19 protein-coding genes and 1 riboswitch are annotated in these 22,783 nt (G+C 60.9%); of the genes, 6 read left to right on the plus strand and 13 right to left on the minus strand.

Features of this window, described 5'->3' with window-relative positions; translation table 11 throughout:
• The first annotated feature begins 151 nt into the window (after positions 1 to 151).
• The 4 genes from glnA to B5F94_RS04640 all read left to right on the plus strand — a co-directional run bounded on the left by glnA (position 152) and on the right by B5F94_RS04640 (position 8,174).
• The gene (gene glnA, locus B5F94_RS04625; RefSeq protein WP_087328204.1) at positions 152 to 1,483 is read left to right on the plus strand and encodes a type I glutamate--ammonia ligase; all 1,332 of its coding nucleotides are present in this window, start codon (positions 152 to 154) and stop codon (positions 1,481 to 1,483) included.
• A gap of 41 nt (positions 1,484 to 1,524) precedes the next feature.
• On the plus strand, positions 1,525 to 2,061 hold the full coding sequence (locus B5F94_RS04630) for an ANTAR domain-containing response regulator (RefSeq protein WP_087328206.1): 537 nt from the start codon (positions 1,525 to 1,527) through the stop codon (positions 2,059 to 2,061).
• A 114-nt stretch (positions 2,062 to 2,175) separates the two neighbouring features.
• Positions 2,176 to 6,714 (plus strand): glutamate synthase large subunit, encoded by a 4,539-nt coding sequence (gene gltB, locus B5F94_RS04635; RefSeq protein WP_087328209.1) that lies wholly within the window; start codon positions 2,176 to 2,178, stop codon positions 6,712 to 6,714.
• 2 nt (positions 6,715 to 6,716) lie between these two features.
• Positions 6,717 to 8,174: a glutamate synthase subunit beta gene (locus tag B5F94_RS04640; RefSeq protein ID WP_087328213.1), complete on the plus strand. Its 1,458-nt coding sequence runs from the start codon at positions 6,717 to 6,719 to the stop codon at positions 8,172 to 8,174.
• Between the two features lie 39 nt (positions 8,175 to 8,213).
• On the opposite strand, the gene B5F94_RS04645 is transcribed toward B5F94_RS04640, so the two are convergent.
• From B5F94_RS04645 to B5F94_RS04705, 13 genes are all read right to left on the minus strand, one after another.
• Positions 8,214 to 8,963 (minus strand): PAQR family membrane homeostasis protein TrhA, encoded by a 750-nt coding sequence (locus B5F94_RS04645; RefSeq protein WP_087328217.1) that lies wholly within the window; start codon positions 8,961 to 8,963, stop codon positions 8,214 to 8,216.
• A gap of 240 nt (positions 8,964 to 9,203) precedes the next feature.
• On the minus strand, positions 9,204 to 10,214 hold the full coding sequence (tsaD, locus tag B5F94_RS04650) for a tRNA (adenosine(37)-N6)-threonylcarbamoyltransferase complex transferase subunit TsaD (protein ID WP_087328220.1): 1,011 nt from the start codon (positions 10,212 to 10,214) through the stop codon (positions 9,204 to 9,206).
• 3 nt (positions 10,215 to 10,217) lie between these two features.
• Positions 10,218 to 10,811 (minus strand): GNAT family N-acetyltransferase, encoded by a 594-nt coding sequence (locus B5F94_RS04655; RefSeq protein WP_087328222.1) that lies wholly within the window; start codon positions 10,809 to 10,811, stop codon positions 10,218 to 10,220.
• Positions 10,804 to 11,256 (minus strand): ribosomal protein S18-alanine N-acetyltransferase, encoded by a 453-nt coding sequence (rimI, locus tag B5F94_RS04660; RefSeq protein ID WP_087328225.1) that lies wholly within the window; start codon positions 11,254 to 11,256, stop codon positions 10,804 to 10,806. Before rimI ends, B5F94_RS04655 begins: the two co-directional genes overlap by 8 nt.
• A 12-nt stretch (positions 11,257 to 11,268) precedes the next feature.
• Positions 11,269 to 11,502, minus strand: a complete 234-nt coding sequence (locus B5F94_RS04665) for a DUF6199 family natural product biosynthesis protein (protein WP_087187422.1) — start codon at positions 11,500 to 11,502, stop codon at positions 11,269 to 11,271.
• On the minus strand, positions 11,487 to 12,101 hold the full coding sequence (locus tag B5F94_RS04670) for a GNAT family N-acetyltransferase (protein WP_087328229.1): 615 nt from the start codon (positions 12,099 to 12,101) through the stop codon (positions 11,487 to 11,489). Before B5F94_RS04670 ends, B5F94_RS04665 begins: the two co-directional genes overlap by 16 nt.
• Before the next feature lie 11 nt (positions 12,102 to 12,112).
• Positions 12,113 to 14,773 carry a DNA polymerase I gene (gene polA, locus B5F94_RS04675; RefSeq protein WP_087328231.1) on the minus strand — a complete coding sequence of 887 codons (2,661 nt, stop codon included), beginning with the start codon at positions 14,771 to 14,773 and terminating at the stop codon, positions 12,113 to 12,115.
• Positions 14,774 to 14,984: 211 nt separating this feature from the next.
• Positions 14,985 to 15,638, minus strand: a complete 654-nt coding sequence (locus tag B5F94_RS04680) for a hypothetical protein (protein ID WP_087328233.1) — start codon at positions 15,636 to 15,638, stop codon at positions 14,985 to 14,987.
• A 153-nt stretch (positions 15,639 to 15,791) separates the two neighbouring features.
• Positions 15,792 to 15,986: riboswitch (cobalamin riboswitch) on the minus strand.
• Positions 15,987 to 16,038: 52 nt separating this feature from the next.
• Positions 16,039 to 16,287 (minus strand): DUF975 family protein, encoded by a 249-nt coding sequence (locus tag B5F94_RS04685; RefSeq protein ID WP_087328235.1) that lies wholly within the window; start codon positions 16,285 to 16,287, stop codon positions 16,039 to 16,041.
• Complete coding sequence (locus B5F94_RS04690) at positions 16,288 to 16,866, minus strand: hypothetical protein (RefSeq protein ID WP_087328239.1); 579 nt, start codon at positions 16,864 to 16,866, stop codon at positions 16,288 to 16,290.
• A 48-nt stretch (positions 16,867 to 16,914) separates the two neighbouring features.
• Positions 16,915 to 18,552, minus strand: coding sequence for a sensor histidine kinase (locus tag B5F94_RS04695; protein ID WP_158100255.1), 1,638 nt, complete (start codon positions 18,550 to 18,552; stop codon positions 16,915 to 16,917).
• Between the two features lies 1 nt (position 18,553).
• Positions 18,554 to 19,225 carry a response regulator transcription factor gene (locus B5F94_RS04700; RefSeq protein WP_087328244.1) on the minus strand — a complete coding sequence of 224 codons (672 nt, stop codon included), beginning with the start codon at positions 19,223 to 19,225 and terminating at the stop codon, positions 18,554 to 18,556.
• Between the two features lie 102 nt (positions 19,226 to 19,327).
• Entirely contained in the window at positions 19,328 to 20,491 is a 1,164-nt protein-coding gene (locus B5F94_RS04705; RefSeq protein ID WP_087187429.1) for a toxic anion resistance protein, read from the minus strand.
• A gap of 165 nt (positions 20,492 to 20,656) precedes the next feature.
• On the opposite strand from B5F94_RS04705, the gene ilvA reads away from it, so the two are divergent.
• Positions 20,657 to 21,877, plus strand: a complete 1,221-nt coding sequence (gene ilvA / locus B5F94_RS04710) for a threonine ammonia-lyase (RefSeq protein ID WP_087266358.1) — start codon at positions 20,657 to 20,659, stop codon at positions 21,875 to 21,877.
• Positions 21,878 to 22,134: 257 nt separating this feature from the next.
• Entirely contained in the window at positions 22,135 to 22,782 is a 648-nt protein-coding gene (rpe, locus tag B5F94_RS04715) for a ribulose-phosphate 3-epimerase (protein ID WP_087266360.1), read from the plus strand.
• The last annotated feature ends 1 nt before the right edge of the window (position 22,783 follow it).

Raw genomic sequence — 22,783 nt, forward strand, 5'->3', positions numbered from 1 at the left:
TCGTCTATTCCGTTAATTTCCTATTGACAAAAACAGCTGTCCACACTATACTTACACCATCAGTTGAGAACGAAGGCGTTCCAACCCGGCCAGGGTGGGAGCGCCTTCTTCTTTTTCTTTCAATATGAAAGAAGGAAAGGAGATACCTGCAATGTCGTACACCAAGGAAGATATCATCCGCATCGTCCATGAGGAGGATATTGAGTTTATCCGCCTCCAGTTCACCGACATCTTTGGTCAGCTGAAGAATGTGGCCATCACCGCCTCCCAGATTGAGAAGGCGGTCAACAATCAAATCATGTTCGACGGTTCCTCCATCGAGGGTTTTGTCCGTATCGACGAGTCTGACCAGTATCTCTATCCTGATCTGAACTCCTTCGTGGTTTTCCCCTGGCGGCCCAGCCACGGCAAGGTGGCCCGTCTGATCTGCGACGTCCACAACCCCGACGGCACCCCCTTTGTGGGCGACCCCCGAGGCACCCTGAAGCGGGTCCTCCAGCGGGCGAAGGACATGGGCTACGATGCCTTCAACGTAGGCCCCGAGGCCGAGTTCTTCCTATTCCAGACCGACGACGAGGGCCGTCCTACCACCAAGACCAACGACGAGGCGGGCTACTTCGATCTGGGCCCCCTGGACCACGGCGAGGGCACCCGCCGGGAGATCTGTATGGCCCTGGAGCAGATGGGCTTCGAGATCGAGGCCAGCCACCACGAAGTGGCCGCAGGTCAGCACGAGATCGACTTCAAGTACGAGGAAGCCCTTCACGCTGCCGACAACATCATGACCTTCAAGCTGGCGGTCAAGACCCTGGCCCAGAAGAACGGCCTTCACGCCACCTTTATGCCAAAGCCCATCTTCGGCATCAACGGCTCGGGAATGCACACCAATATGTCCCTGTTCCGGGGCGGCAAGAACGCATTCTACGATCCCAGTGACGAGCGGGGCCTGTCCAAGGAAGCCTACTCCTTCATCGCCGGTCTGCTGGCCCATGTGAAGGGCATGGCCGCCGTAACCAACCCTCTGGTCAACTCCTACAAGCGTCTGGTGCCCGGCTATGAGGCCCCCTGCTACCTGGCCTGGTCCGCCTCCAACCGCTCCGCCCTCATCCGCATCCCCGCCTCCCGCGGCCAGTCCACTCGTGTGGAGCTCCGCTCCCCCGACCCGGCCTGCAACCCCTACCTGGAACTGGCCGTCTGCCTGGCCGCCGGTCTGGACGGCATCGAGAAGGGCATGGTTCCCCCGGCGGAGGTCACCGAGAACATCTTTGTGATGGATCAGGCCACCCGCGAGGCCCACGGCATCGACTCCCTGCCCAGCTCCCTGGAGGAGGCCATCCAGGCTATGAAGGCCGACTCCCTCATTATGGACACTCTGGGCGAGCACATTACCAGCAACTATCTGGCCGGCAAGGAAGCCGAATGGGATGAGTACCGCACCCGTGTATCCTCCTGGGAGCGGGAGAAGTACATCATCAACTATTGATTTCTCAGCAACACCCTCCTCACAGTTGGGAGTGATGATCCATGGAACAGGTGATCGTTGCCTTTGAAAATACCAAAAGCGCAAGCCGCATCAAGGAGATCCTGGAGACCTCAGGCACGGCCTCCTGTATTCTCTGCAAGACTGCCGACCAGGTCCGCCGCACGGCAAATAAGCTCCACGTCACCGCAGTGATCTGCGGCTTCAAGCTGGCTGATCAGAGCGTGGAGGCTCTGGCAGGCGATCTGCCCTCCTCCTGTGCCGTCCTGGTTCTGGCCTCCCAGAACCTGCTGGACCTGCTGCAGAACGACGATCTCTTCCAGCTGCCCGCCCCGGTATCCAAAGGGGACCTGACCGCATCGGTGCGGATGCTTCTCCAGATGGGGCGGCGGCTGGAGCGGGCCCTGCGGCCCCGCCGCTCCCCGGAGGAGCTGGAAGTCATTCAGCAGGCCAAAGCCCTGCTGATGGACCGCAACGGCATGACAGAGGAGCAGGCCCACCGCTTTTTACAGAAGTCCAGTATGGACAACGGTACAAAATTGCTCCAGACCGCCCAAATGGTACTGGACAGCGCAGAATAGGGCAAACTAAACAGGACGAGACAATGCAGTCTCACGGCGGCAGTCGGGGACGTACTGCCGCCGTTTTTTACTACCGTCCCACTGCCCAAACTCACCCGGAAAGGGGAATGAACCATGAAAACAGAAGGCTATCCGCCCCGGGGACTCTATCATCCCGCCTTTGAACACGACAGCTGCGGTATCGGGGCCGTGGTGGACATCCAGGGCAAACCCAGCCACCAGACAGTGGACGACGCACTGAAAATTGTGGAGAAGCTGGAACACCGTGCTGGCAAGGACGCCGAAGGCAAGACCGGCGACGGCGTGGGTATTTTGGTCCAGATCTCCCACCGCTTTTTCTCCAAGGCTACCCAGGCGGCAGGCATCCAGCTGCCCGGACCCCGGGATTACGGCGTTGGTATGTTTTTCTTCCCCCAGGATACCCTGAAGCGGGGACAGGCCAGAAAGATGTTCGAGGTCATCGCCGAGAAGGAAGGCCTCACCTTCCTGGGCTGGCGGGACGTACCGGTGTGCCCCGAGATCCTGGGGCAAAAGGCCCGGGACAAGATGCCTGTCATCCAGCAGGCCTTTGTGGCCCGCCCGACAGACACTGAACAGGGCCTGCCTTTCGACCGGAAGCTCTATATCGCCCGCCGGGTGTTTGAGCAGTCCAACGACAACACCTATGTGCCCTCTCTGTCCAGCCGCACCATTGTTTATAAAGGAATGTTCCTGGTGGACCAGCTGCGGAAGTTCTATCCCGACCTGCAGAGCAAGGACTACCAGTCCGCCATTGCCCTGGTTCACTCCCGATTCTCCACCAACACCAATCCCTCCTGGGAGCGGGCCCACCCCAACCGGCTCATGGCCCACAACGGTGAAATCAACACCATTCGCGGCAACGTGGACCGGATGCTGGCCCGGGAGGAGACTATGTCCTCTCCCCTGCTGGACGATCAGATGGACAAGGTGCTGCCGGTAGTCAATGTAAACGGCTCCGACTCCGCCATGCTGGACAACACCCTGGAATTCCTCATGATGGCGGGCATGGACCTGCCTCTGGCCGTTATGGCCTGTATCCCGGAGCCCTGGATGGAGGACAAGGCCATCTCCCGGTCCAAGCGGGATCTGTACCAATATTACGCCACCCTGATGGAGCCCTGGGACGGCCCGGCCTCCATCCTCTTCTCCGACGGCGACGTGGTAGGGGCGGTGCTGGACCGCAACGGCCTGCGGCCTTCCCGGTATTATGTCACCCGGGACGGGCGGCTCATCCTCTCCTCCGAGGTGGGCGTACTGGATATCCCGGCGGAGCAGATCGTGGAGAAATCCCGGCTCCAGCCCGGGCGGATGCTGCTGGTGGACACCACCCAGGGCCGCATCATCGGCGACGACGAGCTGAAGGAATCCTATGCCGCCCGGCAGCCCTACGGCGAGTGGCTAGACCGCAACCTGCTTCATTTAAAGGATCTGCCCATTCCCAACCGCCGAGTAGAGCGCCACACCAGAGAAGGGCTTCACCGCCTCCAGAAGGCCTTTGGCTACACCTATGAGGATGTGCGCAACACCATCCTCCCCATGGCCCGCACCGGTGCCGAGCCTACTGCCGCCATGGGCACCGACATTCCTCTGGCGGTGCTGGACCACAAGGATCAGCCCCTGTTCAGCTACTTCAAGCAGCTCTTTGCCCAGGTGACCAACCCGCCTATCGACGCCATTCGTGAGGAGATCGTCACCGACACCACTGTCTATGTGGGCGACGACGGCAATCTGCTCTCTGAAACGGCGGATAACTGCCGGGTACTTCAGATCCACAACCCCATCCTCACCTCCACCGATATGATGAAAATCAAGGCCATGAACCAGCCTGGCTTCCAGGTGGAAACGGTGTCCATTCTCTACTATAAGAACACCCCCTTGGACCGGGCCCTGGACCATCTGGCGCTGGCAGTGGACCGCGCCTGGCGAAAGGGCGCCAACATCATTATTCTCTCCGACCGGGGTGTGGATGAGAACCATGTGGCCATCCCCTCCCTGCTGGCAGTATCCGCCATGGAGCAGCACCTGATCCGCACCAAGAAGCGCACCGCCGTCTCCATCCTGCTGGAATCCGCCGAGCCCCGGGATGTCCACCACTTCGCCACCCTGCTGGGTTACGGCGCCCGTGCCATCAACCCCTACCTGGCTGAGGAAACCATCGTGGAGCTCATCGAGGAGGGTCTGCTGGACAAGGACTACCACACCGCCGTGGCCGACTACAACGCCGCCATTCTCCACGGCATCGTAAAGATCGCCTCCAAGATGGGCATTTCCACCCTCCAGTCCTATCAATCCGCCCAGATCTTTGAGGCCATCGGCATCAACAAGACGGTCATTGACAAATACTTCACCAATACCGTCTCCCGGGTGGGCGGCATCGGCCTGACCGAGATCGCCGCCATGGTGGACCGCAACCACTCCAAGGCCTATGACCCGCTGGGGCTGGGGGCCGATCCTACCCTGGACTCTCTGGGCGCCCACAAGGCCCGGTCCGGCGGTGAGGACCATATGTACAATCCCCAGACCATCCACCTGCTCCAGCAGGCCACCCGCCGGGGGGACTACGATCTGTTCAAGCAATACACCGCCCAGGTGGACGACGAAACCAGTCCCCACACCCTCCGCGGCCTGCTGGACATGAAGTACGCCGACACTCCCCTGCCCCTGGACCAGGTGGAGAGTGTGGACTCCATTGTCAAGCGCTTCAAGACCGGCGCCATGAGCTACGGCTCCATCTCCCGGGAGGCCCATGAGTGTCTGGCCCAGGCCATGAATCTGCTGGGCGGCAAATCCAATTCCGGTGAGGGCGGCGAGGAACCCGACCGTCTGAAAGATCCCGCCCGCAACTCCGCCATCAAGCAGGTGGCTTCCGGGCGATTCGGCGTCACCAGTGAATATCTGGTGTCCGCCAAGGAGATCCAGATCAAGATGGCGCAGGGCGCCAAGCCCGGTGAGGGCGGCCATCTGCCTGCAGGTAAGGTATATCCCTGGATTGCCCGGTGCCGTCACTCCACCCCCGGCGTCACCCTGATTTCTCCCCCGCCCCACCACGACATCTACTCCATTGAGGACCTGGCCCAGCTGATCTACGACCTGAAGTGCGCCAACCGTCAGGCCCGCATCTCGGTGAAGCTGGTCAGCGAGGCAGGCGTGGGCACCATCGCCGCCGGCGTGGCCAAGGCCGGCGCTCAGGTGGTACTGGTGTCCGGCTATGACGGCGGCACCGGCGCCGCCCCCCGCACCTCCATTCACAACGCCGGTCTGCCCTGGGAGCTGGGCCTGGCGGAAACCCATCAGACTCTGATCCAGAACGGCCTGCGGTCCCGGGTGGTGGTGGAAACCGACGGCAAGCTGATGAGTGGCCGGGATGTGGCCATTGCCTGTATGCTGGGCGCCGAGGAGTTCGGCTTTGCCACCGCTCCCCTGGTGACCATGGGCTGCGTCATGATGCGGGTGTGCAATCTGGACACCTGCCCTGTAGGCGTTGCCACCCAAAACCCTGAGCTTCGTAAGCGCTTTGCCGGCAAGCCGGAATATGTGGTCAACTTTATGCGCTTCATCGCCCAGGAACTGCGGGAGCATATGGCCAAGCTGGGTGTGCACACCGTGGAGGAGCTGGTGGGCCGCACCGACCTTCTGGCCGTCCGCACCCCGGCAGTCAATGACCGGGCCGCCACGGTGGACCTGTCCGCCATTCTGGACAACCCCTATGTAGGCGCGGAAAAGACCCACTTCGATCCCGCCGACGTCTACGACTTCCATCTGGAGGATACTGTGGACCTGAAGGTGCTGGAGCGCAAGCTGGGCAGCGCACTGGCCCAGGGCGCTCCCAAGCGCCTGGAGGTGGCGGTCTCCTCCACCGACCGGGCGGTGGGCACCATTCTGGGCTCCGACATTACCCGTCTCCACGGCGACAGCCTGCCCGGCGGCACCTTTACGGTCAAGTGCACCGGCGGCGGCGGCCAGTCCTTCGGCGCTTTCCTGCCCAAGGGCCTGACTCTGGAGCTGGAGGGCGACGCCAACGACTACCTGGGCAAGGGCCTCTCCGGCGGCCGTCTGGTGGTCTATCCCCCCAAGGACAGCACCTTTGATCCCGCGAAAAACATCCTGGTAGGCAACGTAGCCCTCTACGGCGCCACCAGCGGCCAGGCCTACCTGAACGGCGTGGCGGGCGAGCGTTTCTGTGTCCGCAACTCGGGCGCCACCGCCGTGGTGGAGGGCGTGGGCGACCACGGCTGCGAGTATATGACCGGCGGCCGGGTGGTGGTCCTGGGCCCCACCGGCAAGAACTTTGCCGCCGGTATGAGCGGCGGCGTGGCCTATGTGCTGGATGAGCACCGGGACCTGTACCTGCGGCTCAACAAGGCTCTGGTATCCATGGAGCCGGTCACGGAGAAGCACGACGCCGCCGAACTGCGGGAACTGATCCAGGCCCACGCCGACGCCACCGGCTCGGCCAAGGCAAGCTGTATTTTGACTCACTTTGAGGATTATCTGCCTCTGTTCAAGAAGATCCTGCCCCACGACTACGACCGGATGCTGCGCACCATCGCCCAGTATGAGGAGAAGGGCATGAGCCGGGAGGAGGCCCAGGTAGAGGCCTTCTATGTCAATACCCACCAGAAGGGGGAATAACCATGGGAAAACCCACAGGATTTATGGAATATCAGCGCAGGGGGAATCCCTCTGAGACCCCTCTGGAGCGCATCAAGCACTACAACGAGTTTCACCCCCGGCTGGGCCGGGACGACCGGCGGCGGCAGGGCGCCCGGTGCATGGAGTGCGGCGTACCCTTCTGTCAGTCGGGGGCGGTACTGAACGGCATGGTGTCCGGCTGTCCCCTCCACAACCTGATCCCCGAGTGGAACGACCTGGTGTACACCGGCAACTTTACCCATGCACTGGAGCGGCTTTTAAAGACCAATAACTTCCCTGAGTTTACCGGTCGGGTGTGCCCCGCCCTGTGCGAGGCAGCCTGCACCTGCGGTCTCCATGGAGACCCGGTTACCGTAAAGGACAATGAGTTGGGTATCATCGAGGACGCCTGGGACCGGGGCCTCATGTCCCCCCGTCCTCCCAAAGCCCGCACCGGCAAAAAGGTCGCGGTGGTTGGTTCTGGCCCTGCCGGTCTGGCCTGTGCCGACCAGCTCAACCATCGGGGCCACAGCGTTACCGTCTTTGAGCGGGAGGACCGGCCCGGAGGCCTTTTGATGTATGGCATTCCCAACATGAAGCTGGAAAAGCCGGTGGTCCAGCGGCGGCTGGACAAGATGGCCGTTGAGGGAATCACGTTCCGTACCGGCGTGGATGTGGGCAAGGACCTCAGCCCGGAGCAGCTGCGGCGGGACTTTGACGCAGTTGTGCTGTGCTGCGGCGCTGCCCAGCCCCGGGATCTGGCCGTTCCCGGCCGGGAGCTGGACGGGGTGTGGTTCGCGGTGGACTTTTTAAAGGAGACCACCCGTTCCCTGCTGACCCACGACCTGGCCGAGGGCACCTACCCCTCCGCCAAGGGCAAGCACGTTGTCATCGTAGGTGGCGGCGACACCGGCAACGACTGCGTTGGCACCTGCATCCGCCACGGCTGCGCCAGCGTGACCCAGCTGGAGATGATGCCCAAGGCCCCCGATCAACGGGCAGAAAATAACCCCTGGCCGGAGTGGCCAAGGGTGTGCAAGACCGATTACGGACAGGAGGAGGCCATCGCCCTCTTTGGCCACGATCCCCGGGTCTATGAGACTACTGTGGCCGAATTGATGGGTGACGAGCACGGCAAGCTGAAGGCGGTGAAAACCGTCAAGCTGGGTCCCGACCACCAGCCCATCGCCGACACCGAAGCGGTGCTGGACTGCGACCTGCTCCTCATTGCCGCCGGGTTCCTGGGACCCCAGGACTATGTACCCGAGCTTTTCGGACTGGAACGCACTCCCCGCTCCTGTGTCAAAACGGCGGAAGGCGGTTACGCCACCACCGTACCCGGCGTCTTTGCCGCTGGCGATATGCGCCGGGGCCAGTCTCTGGTAGTGTGGGCCATCCGGGAGGGCCGTGAGGCCGCCCGGGACGTAGATCAGTATTTGATGGGATACACCAATCTATAAAGAAAGCCCCCCGGCCAAGCCGGGGGGCTTTTGCTTGATTTACAGCGCGGCGATTACCTGATACATCAGCATGAAGTGGAACAGGGAGCCCGCCAGTATAAACACATGGAAGATCTCATGGCAGCCGAACTTGGGGTTATTGCGGCCAGGCCACTTGACGGCGTAGAGTACACCGCCGATGGTATAGAGCACACCGCCGCCCAGCACCCAAAACATTCCCGCCCCAGGCAGCACCTGCATCAGGGGCACCAAAGCAATGATGGCCAGCCAGCCCATGGCGATATAGATGCCGGAGGTGAGCCAGCGGGGGGCGGAGAGCCATACCAAGGTGAGCACCAGTCCCGCCAGAGCCAGCCCCCAGATCACGCCGAAGAGGCTCCAGCCCCAACCGCCCATCTCCCGCAGGGCTACCAGACACACAGGGGTGTAGCTGCCGGCGATGAGAAAATAGATAGAGGCGTGGTCATACTTCCGCAGGGCGATACGACCGGCCACGCTGGTATTGATGCAGTGGTACAGGGTGCTGGCGGTATACAGGCCCACCATGCTGATCCCATAAATCAGGAAGGAGACCAGATGCCACACGCTCAGCTCCTCCAGCAGGCAGCGGGCCACCAACAGCACCGTGCCCACGGCGGCCAGCGCCGCGCCCATGCCGTGGGTAATGGCCGACCAGGGCCGCAGACCGTCATAGGGGTCCCGCGCTTGTTTCACCTTCCGGACCGGACGAGCCTTGGGATGATAATAGAGGGCAGAAGGGTTGCCTCTTAAAATATTCTCCTGATTCATACCATACACCTGCCATTCTGTCAAAGCTGATAGGAGATATTTTTTCTTCTCTTATAGTATAGTTCTAATCTTATAATATTGTCAACAGCAAATGGTAATATAATTTTTAAAATTATATTACAGTTTCTGTACATGATGTCTGTAGCATACCCTTTTCTCCCCCATCCTATCCTCTTTTCAGAAAAGACAGCAAAAAGCGGCGGTTTTTACAAAAAACCGCCGCTTTTGATTCAAATCCAATTAACCTTTTTTAATGTCCCGGGTGGCGTAGGCGTTCAAGTCCATGCCGCCCCGCTTTCCCGCCAGATATTCATAGTAGCCCTGGCAGCCAATCATGGCCCCGTTGTCCCCGCACAGAGACAGAGGAGGCAGGAACAGCTGATCGCCGGACTGACGGCAGGCTGTCTCCAGATCGGCCCGGATACGGGAATTGGCCGCCACGCCGCCCGCCACAGCAATTTTGCCATAGCCGCAGCGCTTGGCCGCCTCCATGGTACGGGGTACCAGGGTATCGCTGACGGCGGCGACAAAGGAGGCCGCCAGGCCCTTCATGTCCAGTTCTTCCCCCTTCTGCGCGGTGTTGTGGGCCAGATTGAGCACCGCTGTCTTAAGCCCAGAAAAGGACATATCCAGAGGGGCGTCCGCCACATGGGCCCGGGGCAGCTCGTAGCGGGTATCATCGCCGCCCTGGGCCAGCTTGTCCATAGGGGCCCCGCCGGGATACCCGATGCCCAGCACCCGGGCCACCTTGTCAAAGCACTCCCCCGCCGCGTCGTCCCGGGTAGCACCCAGGATCTCCATATCAGTGTAGCCCTTTACGTCCACGATCATGGTGTTGCCGCCGGAGACACAGAGACACACAAAGGGGGGCTCCAGGTCGGGGTGGGCGATGTAGTTGGCGGCGATATGGCCCCGGACATGATGGACCGGGATGATGGGCACATTGAGGCCGTAGGCCACCGACTTGGCAAAGTTCACGCCCACCAGCAGGGCGCCGATGAGGCCGGGGGCGTAGGTCACCGCCACAGCGTCGATGTCGCTCCGGGTGATCCCCGCCTGCTGGAGGGCCTGATCGGCCAGCCCGGCGATGGCCTCGATGTGCTTGCGGGAGGCAATCTCAGGCACCACGCCGCCGTAAATGGCGTGCATATCCGCCTGGGAGGCGATGGCGTCAGACAGGACGGTGCGGCCGTCCCGCACCACTGCCACGGCAGTCTCGTCGCAGGAGGATTCAATGGCAAGAATATTCATGGTTCATTCCTTCTTTCCGCAGTGAGCCGCCGGAATATGGATCATCCGGCGAAACAGAACAGGGGGCATCTGACTCTGATACAGCCCCCGGTGGGTATTCTGAAGAGTCTCTTCGTCCAGTACACAGGACTCTGACCACACCAGCATGGCATAGCGCACGTGGAAAATATCCGCCTGATAAGTCATCAGCCGGAACCCCGCCCGCTGGTAAAAGGCCAATCGGCGGCGGCGCACCCGGTCCTCCTCTGGAGAAATCCCCGGCTCCGGCGCCTCCGCCTCTGCCAGCAGGGTACACGCCGGTCCATACCGGGCTTTCAGCAGTTCCAGTGCCTGGGTGCCCAATCCCTGGCCCCGTCCCTCAGGACACACAGCCAGATAATCCAGCAGGGCACAGTTACCCTCCGCCGTCCGCCATAAAAAGGCATAGGCCAGCAGCGCATCCCCCTCAAAGACACCCCAGGTATCATAGCGTCCAGCCCGGCGCAGGCTACGGATGGAGGTAAAAGGCCGCCGCTCGCTGCGGGGAAAATCCCGCTTCACATGGATCCGGTAAACCTGCCGCAGCTGGCTGTCGGTGAGCAGCCGCAGCTCAGGCATGGTCTCCAAACTCCACCGTCATCAGCAGGGCGTCCTCATGCTCCTCCCGGTAGTAGTTCTTCCGGCGACCCACCGTCTGAAAGCCCAGCTTTTCATACAGGGCAATGGCGGGGACGTTGCTCTCCCGCACCTCCAGAGTGAGGAAGGCCAGGTGGGCCTGCCCAAACCGGATGTAAGCACCCAGGATGGCCTCTGCCACCCCCTGGCGGCGGTAAGCCGGAGCCACCGCGATCTTCTCCAGGGTACCCTCGTCCAGCACGGCCCGCACCTCTCCGTAGCCCAGCACGGTGCCGTCCTCCCCCTCGGCCACCACCAGGGAGATCATATCGTTATACAACTCCTGCTCCAGCAGGGCCTCCGACCAGGGGTGGGAAAAGCACTCCCGCTCGATGGCCGCCACCTGGCTCAGGTGGGACTTGTCCATAGGGACCAGTTTATAATTCACAGTATCCGCTCCTTAAAACGCCAAACTGCAGATCAGTTCAACCAGCAGAAACAGCAGGATTCCAACACCCAGCAGGAGAAACAGCACGCCCGCCAGTCGTGTCACCGTGAGATACCAGTCAGATGGCTCTCCGCCTATGGTATCCAGAAAATGTTCCAGCTTCCAGCAGAGTTCCGGCTTGGCCAGCATAAAAATACCCAGGGCAATGCAGGCCAACGCAGCCAGGCACATCAGCAAACGCTCCATTCCGTCTCTCCTTTCTCCATCCACGCCGGTGGGCCGGGCGGCAACTCATCCGGCCCCAGAGGCACCTTCACATCGGTGCGGTCAGGGCCGTAAATAGCCCTGTGCAGGGCCATCACCGGGGCCAGATCCGCGGGCAGTTCCGGCAGAAAGGTGGTAAACCTCATCCCACAGGTGGCCATATCGTAGGCAGGCACAAAACCGCACCGCTCATAAAACCGAAGCCGCCGCTGTCGTAGCGCATTCTCCGCCAGATCGTCCCCTTCCACTGGCCGCTCCGCCTCAATGAGCAGCAGAGACTTCCCCGCCAGCTGCTCCACCAGCATCCGGACAATCTGACCGCCCAGGCCTCCATTCCGCCGGGCGGCGGTCACCCCCAGATAGTCCAGCAGAATGCAGCTTTTGTCGGCGGGTTCCATCCAAAGGGTGGCGTAGCCCAGCAGGGTGTCACCGTCAAAGAGGCCCCACACCTCATAGCGTCCCTGGTCCACCAGGGCCTTGATGTCCGCCAAAGGCTTACACTCATTGGGTGGAAAGGCCTGGGTCAGTTCCTGGTCATACCAGTCTCGCAGTGCGCCTCCGGTCACAGGACGCAATTCCATAACTGCTCCTTTCAGCCTTTGGCCTCCGCCCAGCTCCTGCCGGCGTGGGCCTCGGCAATAAGAGGCAGAGCCAGCTGTACCACCTGCTCCATCTCGGTCTCCAGCAGGGTCTTGACCCGCTCGGTCTCCCCCTCGGGGCACTCAACGATCAGTTCATCGTGGACTTGAAGAATCAGTTTTGCCTCCAACCCCTCGACCCGCAGCTTGTCACGCACCCGGATCATGGCCAGCTTGATGATATCGGCGGCGGTACCCTGGATGGGCATATTCAGGGCCACCCGCTCCCCGAAGGAGCGCATATTGAAGTTGGAGGATTTCAGCTCGGGCAGCCAACGGCGGCGGCCCATGAGGGTAGACACATAGCCGTCTGCCTTGGCCTGCTCCACCACCTGGGTCATATAGGCGTGGACGCCGGAGTACTTCTCAAAGTACTTCTCCATATACTCCTTGGCCTCCGCCCGGGTGACCCCGATGTCCTGGGACAGGGAGAAGTCGGAGATGCCGTAGACGATACCGAAGTTCACCGCCTTGGCCCGGCGGCGCATCTCGTGGGTCACATCTTCAGGAGCCACTCCGAACACCTGAGAGGCGGTAACGGTGTGGATGTCCTCCCCGGAGCGGAAGGCGGATATCATATGTTCGTCTCCTGCGATGTGGGCCAGCAGCCGCAGCTCGATCTGGGAGTAGTCGGCATCCACCAGCATCTTCCCAGCCGGAGCCACAAACATCTTCCGCAGTTCCGCCCCCAGTTCGGTGCGGACGGGGATGTTTTGCAGGTTGGGCTCGGTGGAACTGAGACGCCCGGTGGCAGTGACGGTGTTCTGGAAGGAGGTGTGAATGCGCCCATCGGCGGCGATCACCTTGGTGAGCCCGTCCACATAGGTGGACTTCAGTTTGGCCAGCTGACGGTAGTCCAGCACCGCCTCCACAATGGGGTGCTTGTCCCGCAGCTTTTCCAGCACCTCGGCATTGGTGGAGTAGCCCGTCTTGGTCTTTTTCACCGGGGGCAGGCCCAGCTTGTCAAAGAGGATCTTGCCGAACTGCTGAGTGGAATTGATGTTGAACTGCTCCCCCGCCAGTTCGTAGATCAGGGCCTCATCGGCCTGAATCCGCTCATCCAACATCTGGCCGAAGGCGGTGAGGGCGTTCCGATCCACCAGCACCCCGGCGTGTTCCATCTCCGCCAGCACCGGGCACAGGGGGAGCTCCACCTCATAGTACAGCTTATCCATACCCAGCTCCGTGAGCCGGGGGGCCATAGCCTCCTTCAACGCGCCGATAAGGGCGCAGTGGGAGAACAAGGCACCCAGCACCGTTGCCTGATCGGCCAGAGGGGTAAAGGCATCCTTGGCCAGGTAGGTGTCCTTGGCCTTGGCATACTCATGGTTGAACCACCGCATACCCAAAGTCTCCAGCTCGTAGCTGCCGTCGGTGGGAGCCAGCAGATAGGCCGCCAGAGCCGTATCAAAGACAAAGCCGCCTCCCTCGATGCCCTCGTCCAGCAGCCGGGACAGCAGGGTCTTGACGTCGTGGGTATTCTTCTTGATATCGGGGGCAAAGAGGGCCTTGAGAACGTCGTTATATCCCTCCATCTGGTCAGCCCGGAGAATGGCGGCGTGGCTATCCTGCTCACCCTCCCAGTGCTCCACCACAACCACGTCCAGAGAGGGCAGGGCCAGCACATCCACGCTGTCCTTCTGCCGCCAGATGGACAACAGCTCCTCTGCCCGGTTCAAATCGGTGACATCTTCACTGGTGCAGGTGCCGGTAAACTGTTCCTCCTGCTGCACCTCCCCCTGGGGGGCGCTGAGGCCCAGCTTGTCGATCAGCTTATTAAACTCCAGCTTGAGGAAAAGCTCGTACAGGACGGCGGCATTGGGTTCCTTCCGCAGGTTGGCCTCGGGGGTGAAGTCGATGGGGGCATCGCAGTGGATGAGGGCCAGGTCGTAGGACATTTTAGCCTGGTCTGCCCCTTCGGTCAGTTTCTTAAGCACGGCAGGCTTGGCCTCTACGCTGTCCAGATCCTGATAAATGGCTTCCACGCTGTGGTAGCGCTGGATCAGGTCCATGGCGGTCTTTTCACCGATCCCCTTGACACCGGGGATGTTATCGCTGGTATCCCCCATCAGTGCCTTCAGGTCCACCATGTGGATGGGATCAAAGCCGTAGGCCTCCCGGAAGGCCTCGGGGGTCATCTCCTTGGTGGTGGTCTGGCCCATACGGGTGGACACCAGCTTCACCCGGGTGGTATCGGTGACCAGCTGGAGGGAGTCCTTGTCGCCGGTGACGATGACGGTATTCCACCCGGCAGCGGTATCCTTCACCGAGATGGTACCGATGAGGTCGTCGGCCTCCCAGCCATCCATCTCATAGCGAGGGATGTTCATGGCCTCCAGTACCTGCTTCAGGATGGGCAGCTGAGCCGCCAGTTCCTCCGGCATTCCCTTCCGCTGGGCTTTGTAGCCCTCATAGGCCAGATGGCGGAAGGTTGGGGCCTTCCGGTCAAAGGTGACACACAGGGCGTCGGGCTGTTCCTCGTCTATCAGCTTGAGCAGGATGTTCACGAAGCCATAGACGGCGTTGGTGGGGGTGCCGTCCTTGGTGGTGAGCAGCTTGATGCCGTAAAAGGCACGGTTGATGATGGAATTGCCGTCAATGACCATGAGCTTCATGAAAGGACCTCCTGCTGTCCGGTACTCCCGGACATAAAATCTCAGGATATAGTATACCAGCTTTCTCCGCCCCGTACAAGAGAAACGCCCGCCGGATCACCTCACAATGGTGACCGCTATGCGCGCCGAGGTCAAATACCCCTCGGCAGAAGCCAGCAGGATATAGATCCTTCTGAGACGGCGGTATCAGGAAGGTCCTTCCCCTCCGGCTTCAGGCATGGCTAACATTCCGCGCCCAATAGCGCCGCATATGTCGGCGCACAGACTTGCTCAGCGCAGGAATGCCCAGCAGTTCCAGTCCGGTCTGCCAGGTGCAGCCCACTTGTCTGAACAATACATCCAGCTCCCCGGGCAGCTCCTCCCGGCAGGGAGGCTGACCTGTCCGTCGGACCGCCGCGCAGTACTCCCCCAGTGTTTGTCGGGCATCCTCATCCAAGCATATACCCCGGGACGCGCACCGCTTCAGGAAGGGCAGGGTGTCCACCCGCTCGGGCCAGTCCGCCGGCCACATGCGCTCTGCCGCCTGCTGGCGGCTCCGGCCCCGTGCCCGCCAACAGGCATGATGGAGGGAACCAAAGCGCTTTTCCAGATACCAGCGGTAGACGCACAGCAACCGCTCCGGACGGGGCGAACCATTGCGCCCCTCCATGGTCTCCACCAGTGACTCCAATAGTTCTTCGTCGGAAAAGCTGGTATACACCTGTCTGCCAATGGGACATTCCGGGGAAAAATAGAGGGTAAGATCTCCATCCAGCTGCTGAGATAATCCGGGCGTATCGGCCATTTCCTCCTCCAGTTCCGCCAGCCACTGACGATATCCATTCAATTCCCGCTGGGACAATCTGTTCTTTCCGGTCCGTTCCATAGCTTTACTACCTCCCTGCCGCTGCAAATGGATTCCGGCGGGGACATCTATGGCCCAGGCCATAGCAAAAGAAAAGAGTTTCCCGGACGGGAAACTCTTTTTTCATCAGCTCAAACGCCTGTGCTGTCACGCGCCATTTCCCCGCCGAATATGCGCGTTACCGTCGCGGCTGGCTGGTCTCCTGGCTTGGATTCAACCTTACGCCCGTCTTCCCATCCGTACCCGGACAGTGACCTTATGAGCGCTCGTCATCCTTACAGTAGAGAGGGCTGCTGCGGACTTGCACCGCATTCCCATTGAAAGCTCCGCCCCTGAGGACGGACAGCTACCAACCGCTGATTGGATTCAGTTGTTGTTTCTATTATATCATCTTCGTCCGAAAATACAATGCCTACTTTGGTTACATCCCGCCGTAAGGTCCGTTCCACCCGCCGGGCTGAGGACGCTGAGGAAAGGCTCCATACACCACCCAGTTATAAAAATTGGCATTGGCCGCCCCCATATAGGGGCCGATCCACAGGCTCAGAATACCCAGGGTGAAGGGAGACAAAATCAGCCATCCCAGGAAGGACAGGTCCTGTACGAACAGTGCCATGATATTGCCCCGCATGGCGTTGCGGCTGTGGCCAATGGCCTCCAGGGCGCCCATCTACGGGTGGTCCAACAGAAAGTAGACCGCCAGCCGGTAACGATAGGATATGGCAATCATCCAAACCAGCATGATCAAAGCGCCGACAAAGATCAGGGTGACGCTGTGCATTAGATAGGCCAGAAACACAAAGCCCACATAGACCGCCATACCGATGAGCCCCCACAGGAACACGAACAGGGCCGACAGGAAATTCACGGCCAGTGCCCGTCCTATCGTATAAAAGCCATCCAGCAGATTTCGGTAGCTGGGACCTTCCCGCCGGGCCAATCGCAGGCTATAGGAGGTATATCCGTAATCCATCACCCAGCTATAGAGCGCCAGCAGCAGCTCCATGACCAAAATCACTGCAATACGCTGGGGGGTAAAAATGGCGGTCAGGATCTCTTCCACTTCATAGTTGGTCTCTGTTAGATAAAAATAGGCAGCCTGAAAAGGCTCAGATACAAAATTCAGCACCACACTGCTCAGTACACCGGTCAGTAGCACATACATCAGCGTCACCAGCATGGGGTGGGGATAGGCCCCCCGCATGGCATCCCGTGCCAGCCACTTGGACTCAGGACGGTTATATCCCATGGTACTCCCTCACAATCGTTTCTACCTTGTTGAGGAAATGATACCACATCATGTTTTCGATTGCAACCCGGGCAGCACCACCGTAAAGGTCACGCCCCCCGTCCGGTTGACCGCCCAGCAGCGTCCTCCATGGGCCTCCACCGCCGCCCGGACAATGGCCAGGCCCAAACCGGTACCTCCGTCCGCCCGGCTGCGGCCCTCATCCCCCCGGTAGAAGGGCTCAAACAGGCGGTCCAGATGTTTTTGCGGGATGACGGGGCCGTCGTTGTCCACGGTCAGCGTGATCCGCCGTCCCTTTTGGGCCAGGGAAATGGTCACCGCGCCGCCGGGGGTGCAGTGGCGCAGGGCATTGTCCGCCAGATTGTCCACCATTTCCTCCAACCGCAGCCGGTCCCCCAGCATGGATGCCGGGGCCAGTTGAGTACGCAGTTCAATGTTCTTTTCCTCCGCCAGCAGGGACAGCCGTGCAGCACCATTCTCCACCAGAGCAGCCAGATCCAGGGGTTCCCGTTCCACCTTGCCGCCGCTCTCCAGCCGGGCCAGGTCTATCAGGCTCCCCACCAGGGCCGCCATCCGGTCGCTCTCAGCCACCACGGTGTCCAGATACTGGCCCCGCTTGGCGGGGTCGATGTCCTCCCGCAGGGCCTCGGCATGGGTGCGCAGCACCGCCAGAGGAGTCTTGAGTTCATGGGCCGCCCCCCGGACGAAGGCCCGCTCCCGCCGGATGGCCCGAGTCTCCAGCCAGGCGGTGAACAGGGCCAGTGCCACCGCCGCCGCCAGGGTGAGCAGAGCCGCCGGCTCCAGGCCGGCCAGCAGGTAATCCCCCGGCAGGCAATAGTTGGAGGCCACCGGATGCACGCCGTACTCCCTCAGATCGGCGTTTCCATTTCCCTTGTAAATCGTGTAAGTTCCGGTGGAGTACGCGTACATCCACCGGGGATTGTCCGCTTCAACAGCGTCTACCTGCGCCACCATGTCCCGGTACTGCTCCAGCCGTCTCGCCGGCCCGCCCCGGCCCGTCAGAGCGGAGTAACATTCCAGCCATATGGCCTGAAAGGTCTCCGCCTCCCGATCGGGAAAGAGTTGGGCGTCGGAATCGGCCAGTACCACCCGCTCTTCCCCAAAGTGCAGAGTGAGGGTCCGGACATAGATCATCTCTCCCTCCTCCCAGCCGGTCAGTTCGATTTTGTCCGGGCCGATACCGGTCCAGAAGCTGTGGTCAGAGTAGCCGTTCAGAATGCGGGCGGCTGCCATCTGCCCCTCCTCGGTCAGAGCTGGGTCAAAGAGGAGATACCGCAGTTCCGTCGTCCCGTCCGGCTGGTACACCGCGCTGCGGCCTGCCAGCATCTGGCTCTGTCCCAGCCGCTCCCCCTCCTGGTCGTACACCCGCACAAAGAATTGCCCGCCGTACTTCTTCAGGGTATCGCAGCTGTTCATGGTCAGCATAACGGATAATTCGTCCTTCTCCCAATCCGGAATCTCCCCCTCCTCAGGCGGAGTGGGGATGGAAAAGCTGGTGGTTCCCTGGGTAATGGCATTGGGAAGCTGGAACCGCTGGCTGAGAATGTCCTCACTGCTCCACTGGTAATTGACCCAGAGCATAGCGCCTATGGCCACCCCCCAGAGGAGCAGAGAGACCAGCAGCGATTTGGCAAAGCATCTGAAAAACAGCCGTTTGTCCTTCATATTACTCACCCTCCATCCGATACCCCGCCTTGAATACCGTCTTGATCTGCTTTCCTGCGCTCCCCAGGGCGGAGCGCAGGCTTTTGATCCGCACATCCACCGCCCGCTGGCCTCCCTCGAAGTCGATGCCCCACACCTTGTCCAGCAGCTGGTCCCGGCTGAGCACCTGACCTTTGTTGCGGATGAGGCAGAGCAGCAGGTCATATTCCCGCTTGGTCAGGCTTACCGGCTTCCCCGCCACGGTGCAGGTACGCCCCGCCAGATCCAGGGCGATGACCCCGCACCTCAGGGTCTCGCTGTCTCCCGCTCCCCGGCTGCGGCGGATCACCGCCCTTGTCTTGGCCAGCAGCACCGCCAGGGAGAAGGGTTTGGTCACATAGTCATCCGCGCCCAGAGCGTACCCCTGAAGCACATCCTCTTCACTGCCCAGAGCGGTAAGGAAGAGGATGGGCATCCGGCTCTTGGCCCGTACCACCCGGCAGACCGAAAAGCCGTCCAGGTTTGGCATAAGCACGTCCAGCAGCATGGCATCGTAGTCGTGGTCCCTCAGCAAGTCCAGGGCCTCCTCCCCGTCCCGGGCCAGATCGCAGTCCAGACCGTGGGCAGTAAAGTAGTCCCGAATAATATCCCGGATGCGGGCCTCGTCCTCCACCACCAGAATATGGTCCGCCATGGCTCCCCTCTCCTTTCATCCACAGAGTAGCAGAAAGATGTGTCTATCTGATGTCAAAAAAGGCGCTGCAATGATATTGCAGCGCCTTTTAATTGTTCCTGCTTAGCCTCTCAATTCCAGAAGCTTCTGCTTCAGCTCGCCTTCGATACGGCCCAGCTCCGCTTCGGCCTCCCGGCGCTTCTGGGCGCCCTCCTGCTGGATGTTCATGACCTCATCCAGGGTGGAGATGAGCTGCTGGTTGGTATGCTGGAGGGTCTCCAGGTCCACCACGGAGCGCTCGGCCTCCTTGGCGGTCTCCAAAGTGCCCATTTTCAGCATATCGGCGTTCTTTTGCAGCAGTTCGTTGGTCATGTTGGTCACCGCGCTCTGGGCGGCGGTGGCCTGACGGGAGTGCTCCAGCCCCAGGGCCAGCACCATCTGGCTCTTCCACAGGGGGATGGTGTTCACCAGAGAGGACTGGATCTTCTCCAGCATCAGGGTGTCGTTGTTCTGGATCAGCCGGGTCTGGGGCCCCATCTGGATGGAAATCATCCGGGTCAGCTCCAGGTCGTGGATCTTCTTCTCAAAGCGGGTGCACATATTGGCCAGGTCGTTATAGGCCTGGGCGTCCTCCTGGGCGCCGCTCTGGGCCGCCTTCTGACGCAGCTGCTCCAGCTCTCCGGCCCGCACCTGGGCCAGGCGCTTCTTGCCCGCCAGGATATACATGGTCAGTTCCTTATAATATTTGGTGTTGAGGTCGTACATCTGGTCCAGCATGGCGATGTCCTTCATCAGGGTCACCTGGTGGGCCTCCAGCACCTCCACGATCTTATTCACGTTGGTCTCCGCCTTGGAGTAGGAAGCCTTCATGGCCTCCAGCTGGTTGCGCTTCTTCTTGAAGAAGCCGAAGAAGCCCTTCTCGTCCTCCTCGCCACCGAAGCCCTTCAGCTCCACCACCAGAGAGGACAGGGCCTGTCCCACCTCGCCCAGATCCTTGGTACGCACCGAGTTGAGGGTATTTTCAGAGAAACCGGCAATGTTCTTCTGGGCCGCAGCGCCGTACTGGAGCACCAGATTGGTATCGGTCAGATCGATCTTCTGGGCAAAGTCATCCACCATCTTGCGCTCAGCTTCGGTGAGCTGGCTTTCGTCCAACTGAATGGCCTTGGCCTCCTCACTGGCGTTGGGGTCCAGGCTCAACTGAGGCGCGGCAGGCGCTTCCGCTGCGGCGGTACCCAGATCCGGGGTCAGCGTCAGCTCCGGGGTAAAATCCATGTTGTCAGCCATGACTGCGTCCCTCCATATTCCATACCGGCAGCGCCGGCTTGTTCTTCCAAATCATTGTACCGTTCCCCCATTCCCCTGTCAAGAACACGTTGACTTTCCCTCAAAAAGTCAGTATCATTAAAAACATATTCCGATATTCCGTTTTGAGAGAGGAAGTCTTGCCCCATGCTCACCCTGAAAGAATTTAAGGAGGCCCGCAGCGTGCTCTCCGGGGTCATCCGGAACACCAGTCTGGTCTACAGCACTGCCTTTTCCAAGGCCACCGGCAACCATGTGTACATCAAGCCGGAAAATATGCAGGTCACCGGCGCCTACAAGATCCGGGGCGCCTACTATAAAATCAGCACCTTGACCGAGGAAGAAAAGGCCAAGGGTCTGGTCACCGCCTCCGCCGGCAACCACGCCCAGGGTGTGGCCTACGCCGCCCAGCAGGCCGGCGTGAGCGCCACCATCGTCATGCCCACCACCACTCCCCTGGTGAAGGTGAACAACACCAAGGATTACGGCGCCAAGGTGGTGCTCCACGGCGAAACCTTTGACGATGCCGCCGAGCTGGCCGCCAAGCTGTCCGCAGAGGAGGGCCTGACCTACGTCCATCCCTTCAACGATCCCGCCATCGCCACCGGCCAGGGCACCATCTCTTACGAAATCTTCCAGGACCTGCCCGACGTGGACGTGATCCTGGTGCCCATCGGAGGCGGCGGACTGGCCACCGGCGTGTCCACCCTGGCCAAGCTGCTCAATCCCAACGTCACCGTCATCGGCGTGGAGCCCACCGGGGCCGCCTCCATGAAGGCCAGCCTGGATGCCGGTCATGTGGTCACCCTGGACAAAGTGGAGACCATTGCCGACGGCGTGGCGGTCAAGACCCCCGGCGACCAGATCTTCCCCTACATCCAGCAGAACATCGACGACATCATCACCATCGACGACGACGAGCTGGTGGATGCCTTCCTGGATATGATGGAAAAGCACAAGATGATCGTGGAAAATGCCGGTCTGCTGCCCATTGCCGCCCTGAATCACCTCAAGTGCAAGGGCAAGAACGTGGTGCCTGTCCTCTCCGGCGGCAACATGGACGTGATCACCGTGGCCAGCCTGGTACAGCACGGCCTGATCAACCGGGGCCGGGTCTTCACCTTCTCGGTGCAGCTGCCCGACCGTCCCGGCGAGCTGCTGCGGGTGGCCCAGATCGTGGCCGAGGCCAACGGCAACATCATCAAGCTGGAGCACAACCAGTTTATCAACATCAATCGCCAGAGCGGCGTGGAGCTGCGGGTTACCCTGGAGGCCTTTGGCCACACCCACAAGCGGGCCATTTTGGACGCCATGTGTGCTGCCGGCTATCAGGCCCGGGAGTGCCACACCAACGACTTCTATAATTAAGCGGACCGGCCCCCGCAAGCCAACTGTGTCCGGGGGAGTATACTCCCCCGGACACTATATGATGCGGCGCGCGATTCCGGAGCATGGACCGCCGGGCCGGCAACCCGTGGGTACGCGGGGGAGCGGCGGGGCCCCGGGCGTCATCCGCTTGCTGTATCTTATGTTCCCAACTTTCCCTTTGCCCCGGCCCATCCGCCAACGAGGGACAGGCTCTTTGCCCGTTCTCCCCATCTTTTTTGATAATGGAGTGGTAAATGATGATCAAGATCGCCCCTTCCATCCTCTCCGCCGATTTTGTAAACCTGGAGCGGGATATCCAGCGGGTATCCTCCGCCGACTGGCTCCACGTGGACGTCATGGACGGCTGCTTTGTCCCCAACATCACCATCGGCGTACCGGTGGTCCAGTCCATCCGCAAGTGCACCGATATGTTCCTGGACGTGCACTTGATGATCGACAAGCCGGTGCGCTACATTGAGGCCTTTGCCAAGGCGGGGGCCGACCTGCTGTCGGTCCACCTGGAGGCCGACCACCCCACCCGTATCGCCGAGGCGCTCCGACTCATGGACGAGTTCGGGGTGAAAAAGGCGGTAGCACTGCGGCCCATTACTGCCGCCAGCGCCATCCTCCCCTACCTGGAGAACCTGGATATGGTGCTGGTCATGACGGTGGAGCCTGGCTTCGGCGGCCAGGCCTTTATGGAACACCAGCTGGACACCATCCACCAGGTCCGTACCCTCATCGATCGCTATAATCCCGCCTGCCGTCTGGAGGTAGACGGCGGCATCAGCCCCAAAACTGCCGGGAAGGTGATCTCCGCCGGCGCCGATACCCTGGTGGCCGGTTCCGCAGTGTACGGAGCGGTGGACCCCGCCGCCGCCATCGCCGCCCTGCGGGAGGGCTGAC

It is taken from the genome of Flavonifractor sp. An4 (assembly GCF_002161755.1).
Taxonomy (GTDB): Bacteria; Bacillota; Clostridia; order Oscillospirales; family Oscillospiraceae; genus Flavonifractor; species Flavonifractor avicola.

Bases quoted from the DNA above. Each gene is read 5' to 3' on its own strand.
- tsaD (WP_087328220.1), bottom strand. From the start codon at position 10,214: ATGAATATTCTTGCCATTGAATCCTCCTGCGACGAGACTGCCGTGGCA.
- B5F94_RS04640 (WP_087328213.1), top strand. From the start codon at position 6,717: ATGGGAAAACCCACAGGATTTATGGAATATCAGCGCAGGGGGAATCCC.
- B5F94_RS04665 (WP_087187422.1), bottom strand. From the start codon at position 11,502: ATGGAGCGTTTGCTGATGTGCCTGGCTGCGTTGGCCTGCATTGCCCTG.
- ilvA (WP_087266358.1), top strand. From the start codon at position 20,657: ATGCTCACCCTGAAAGAATTTAAGGAGGCCCGCAGCGTGCTCTCCGGG.
- rpe (WP_087266360.1), top strand. From the start codon at position 22,135: ATGATCAAGATCGCCCCTTCCATCCTCTCCGCCGATTTTGTAAACCTG.
- B5F94_RS04645 (WP_087328217.1), bottom strand. From the start codon at position 8,963: ATGAATCAGGAGAATATTTTAAGAGGCAACCCTTCTGCCCTCTATTAT.
- B5F94_RS04655 (WP_087328222.1), bottom strand. From the start codon at position 10,811: ATGCCTGAGCTGCGGCTGCTCACCGACAGCCAGCTGCGGCAGGTTTAC.
- B5F94_RS04680 (WP_087328233.1), bottom strand. From the start codon at position 15,638: ATGGAACGGACCGGAAAGAACAGATTGTCCCAGCGGGAATTGAATGGA.
- B5F94_RS04695 (WP_158100255.1), bottom strand. From the start codon at position 18,552: ATGAAGGACAAACGGCTGTTTTTCAGATGCTTTGCCAAATCGCTGCTG.
- B5F94_RS04670 (WP_087328229.1), bottom strand. From the start codon at position 12,101: ATGGAATTGCGTCCTGTGACCGGAGGCGCACTGCGAGACTGGTATGAC.
- B5F94_RS04705 (WP_087187429.1), bottom strand. From the start codon at position 20,491: ATGGCTGACAACATGGATTTTACCCCGGAGCTGACGCTGACCCCGGAT.
- B5F94_RS04700 (WP_087328244.1), bottom strand. From the start codon at position 19,225: ATGGCGGACCATATTCTGGTGGTGGAGGACGAGGCCCGCATCCGGGAT.
- gltB (WP_087328209.1), top strand. From the start codon at position 2,176: ATGAAAACAGAAGGCTATCCGCCCCGGGGACTCTATCATCCCGCCTTT.
- B5F94_RS04690 (WP_087328239.1), bottom strand. From the start codon at position 16,866: ATGGGATATAACCGTCCTGAGTCCAAGTGGCTGGCACGGGATGCCATG.
- polA (WP_087328231.1), bottom strand. From the start codon at position 14,773: ATGAAGCTCATGGTCATTGACGGCAATTCCATCATCAACCGTGCCTTT.
- glnA (WP_087328204.1), top strand. From the start codon at position 152: ATGTCGTACACCAAGGAAGATATCATCCGCATCGTCCATGAGGAGGAT.
- B5F94_RS04630 (WP_087328206.1), top strand. From the start codon at position 1,525: ATGGAACAGGTGATCGTTGCCTTTGAAAATACCAAAAGCGCAAGCCGC.
- B5F94_RS04685 (WP_087328235.1), bottom strand. From the start codon at position 16,287: ATGGGCGCCCTGGAGGCCATTGGCCACAGCCGCAACGCCATGCGGGGC.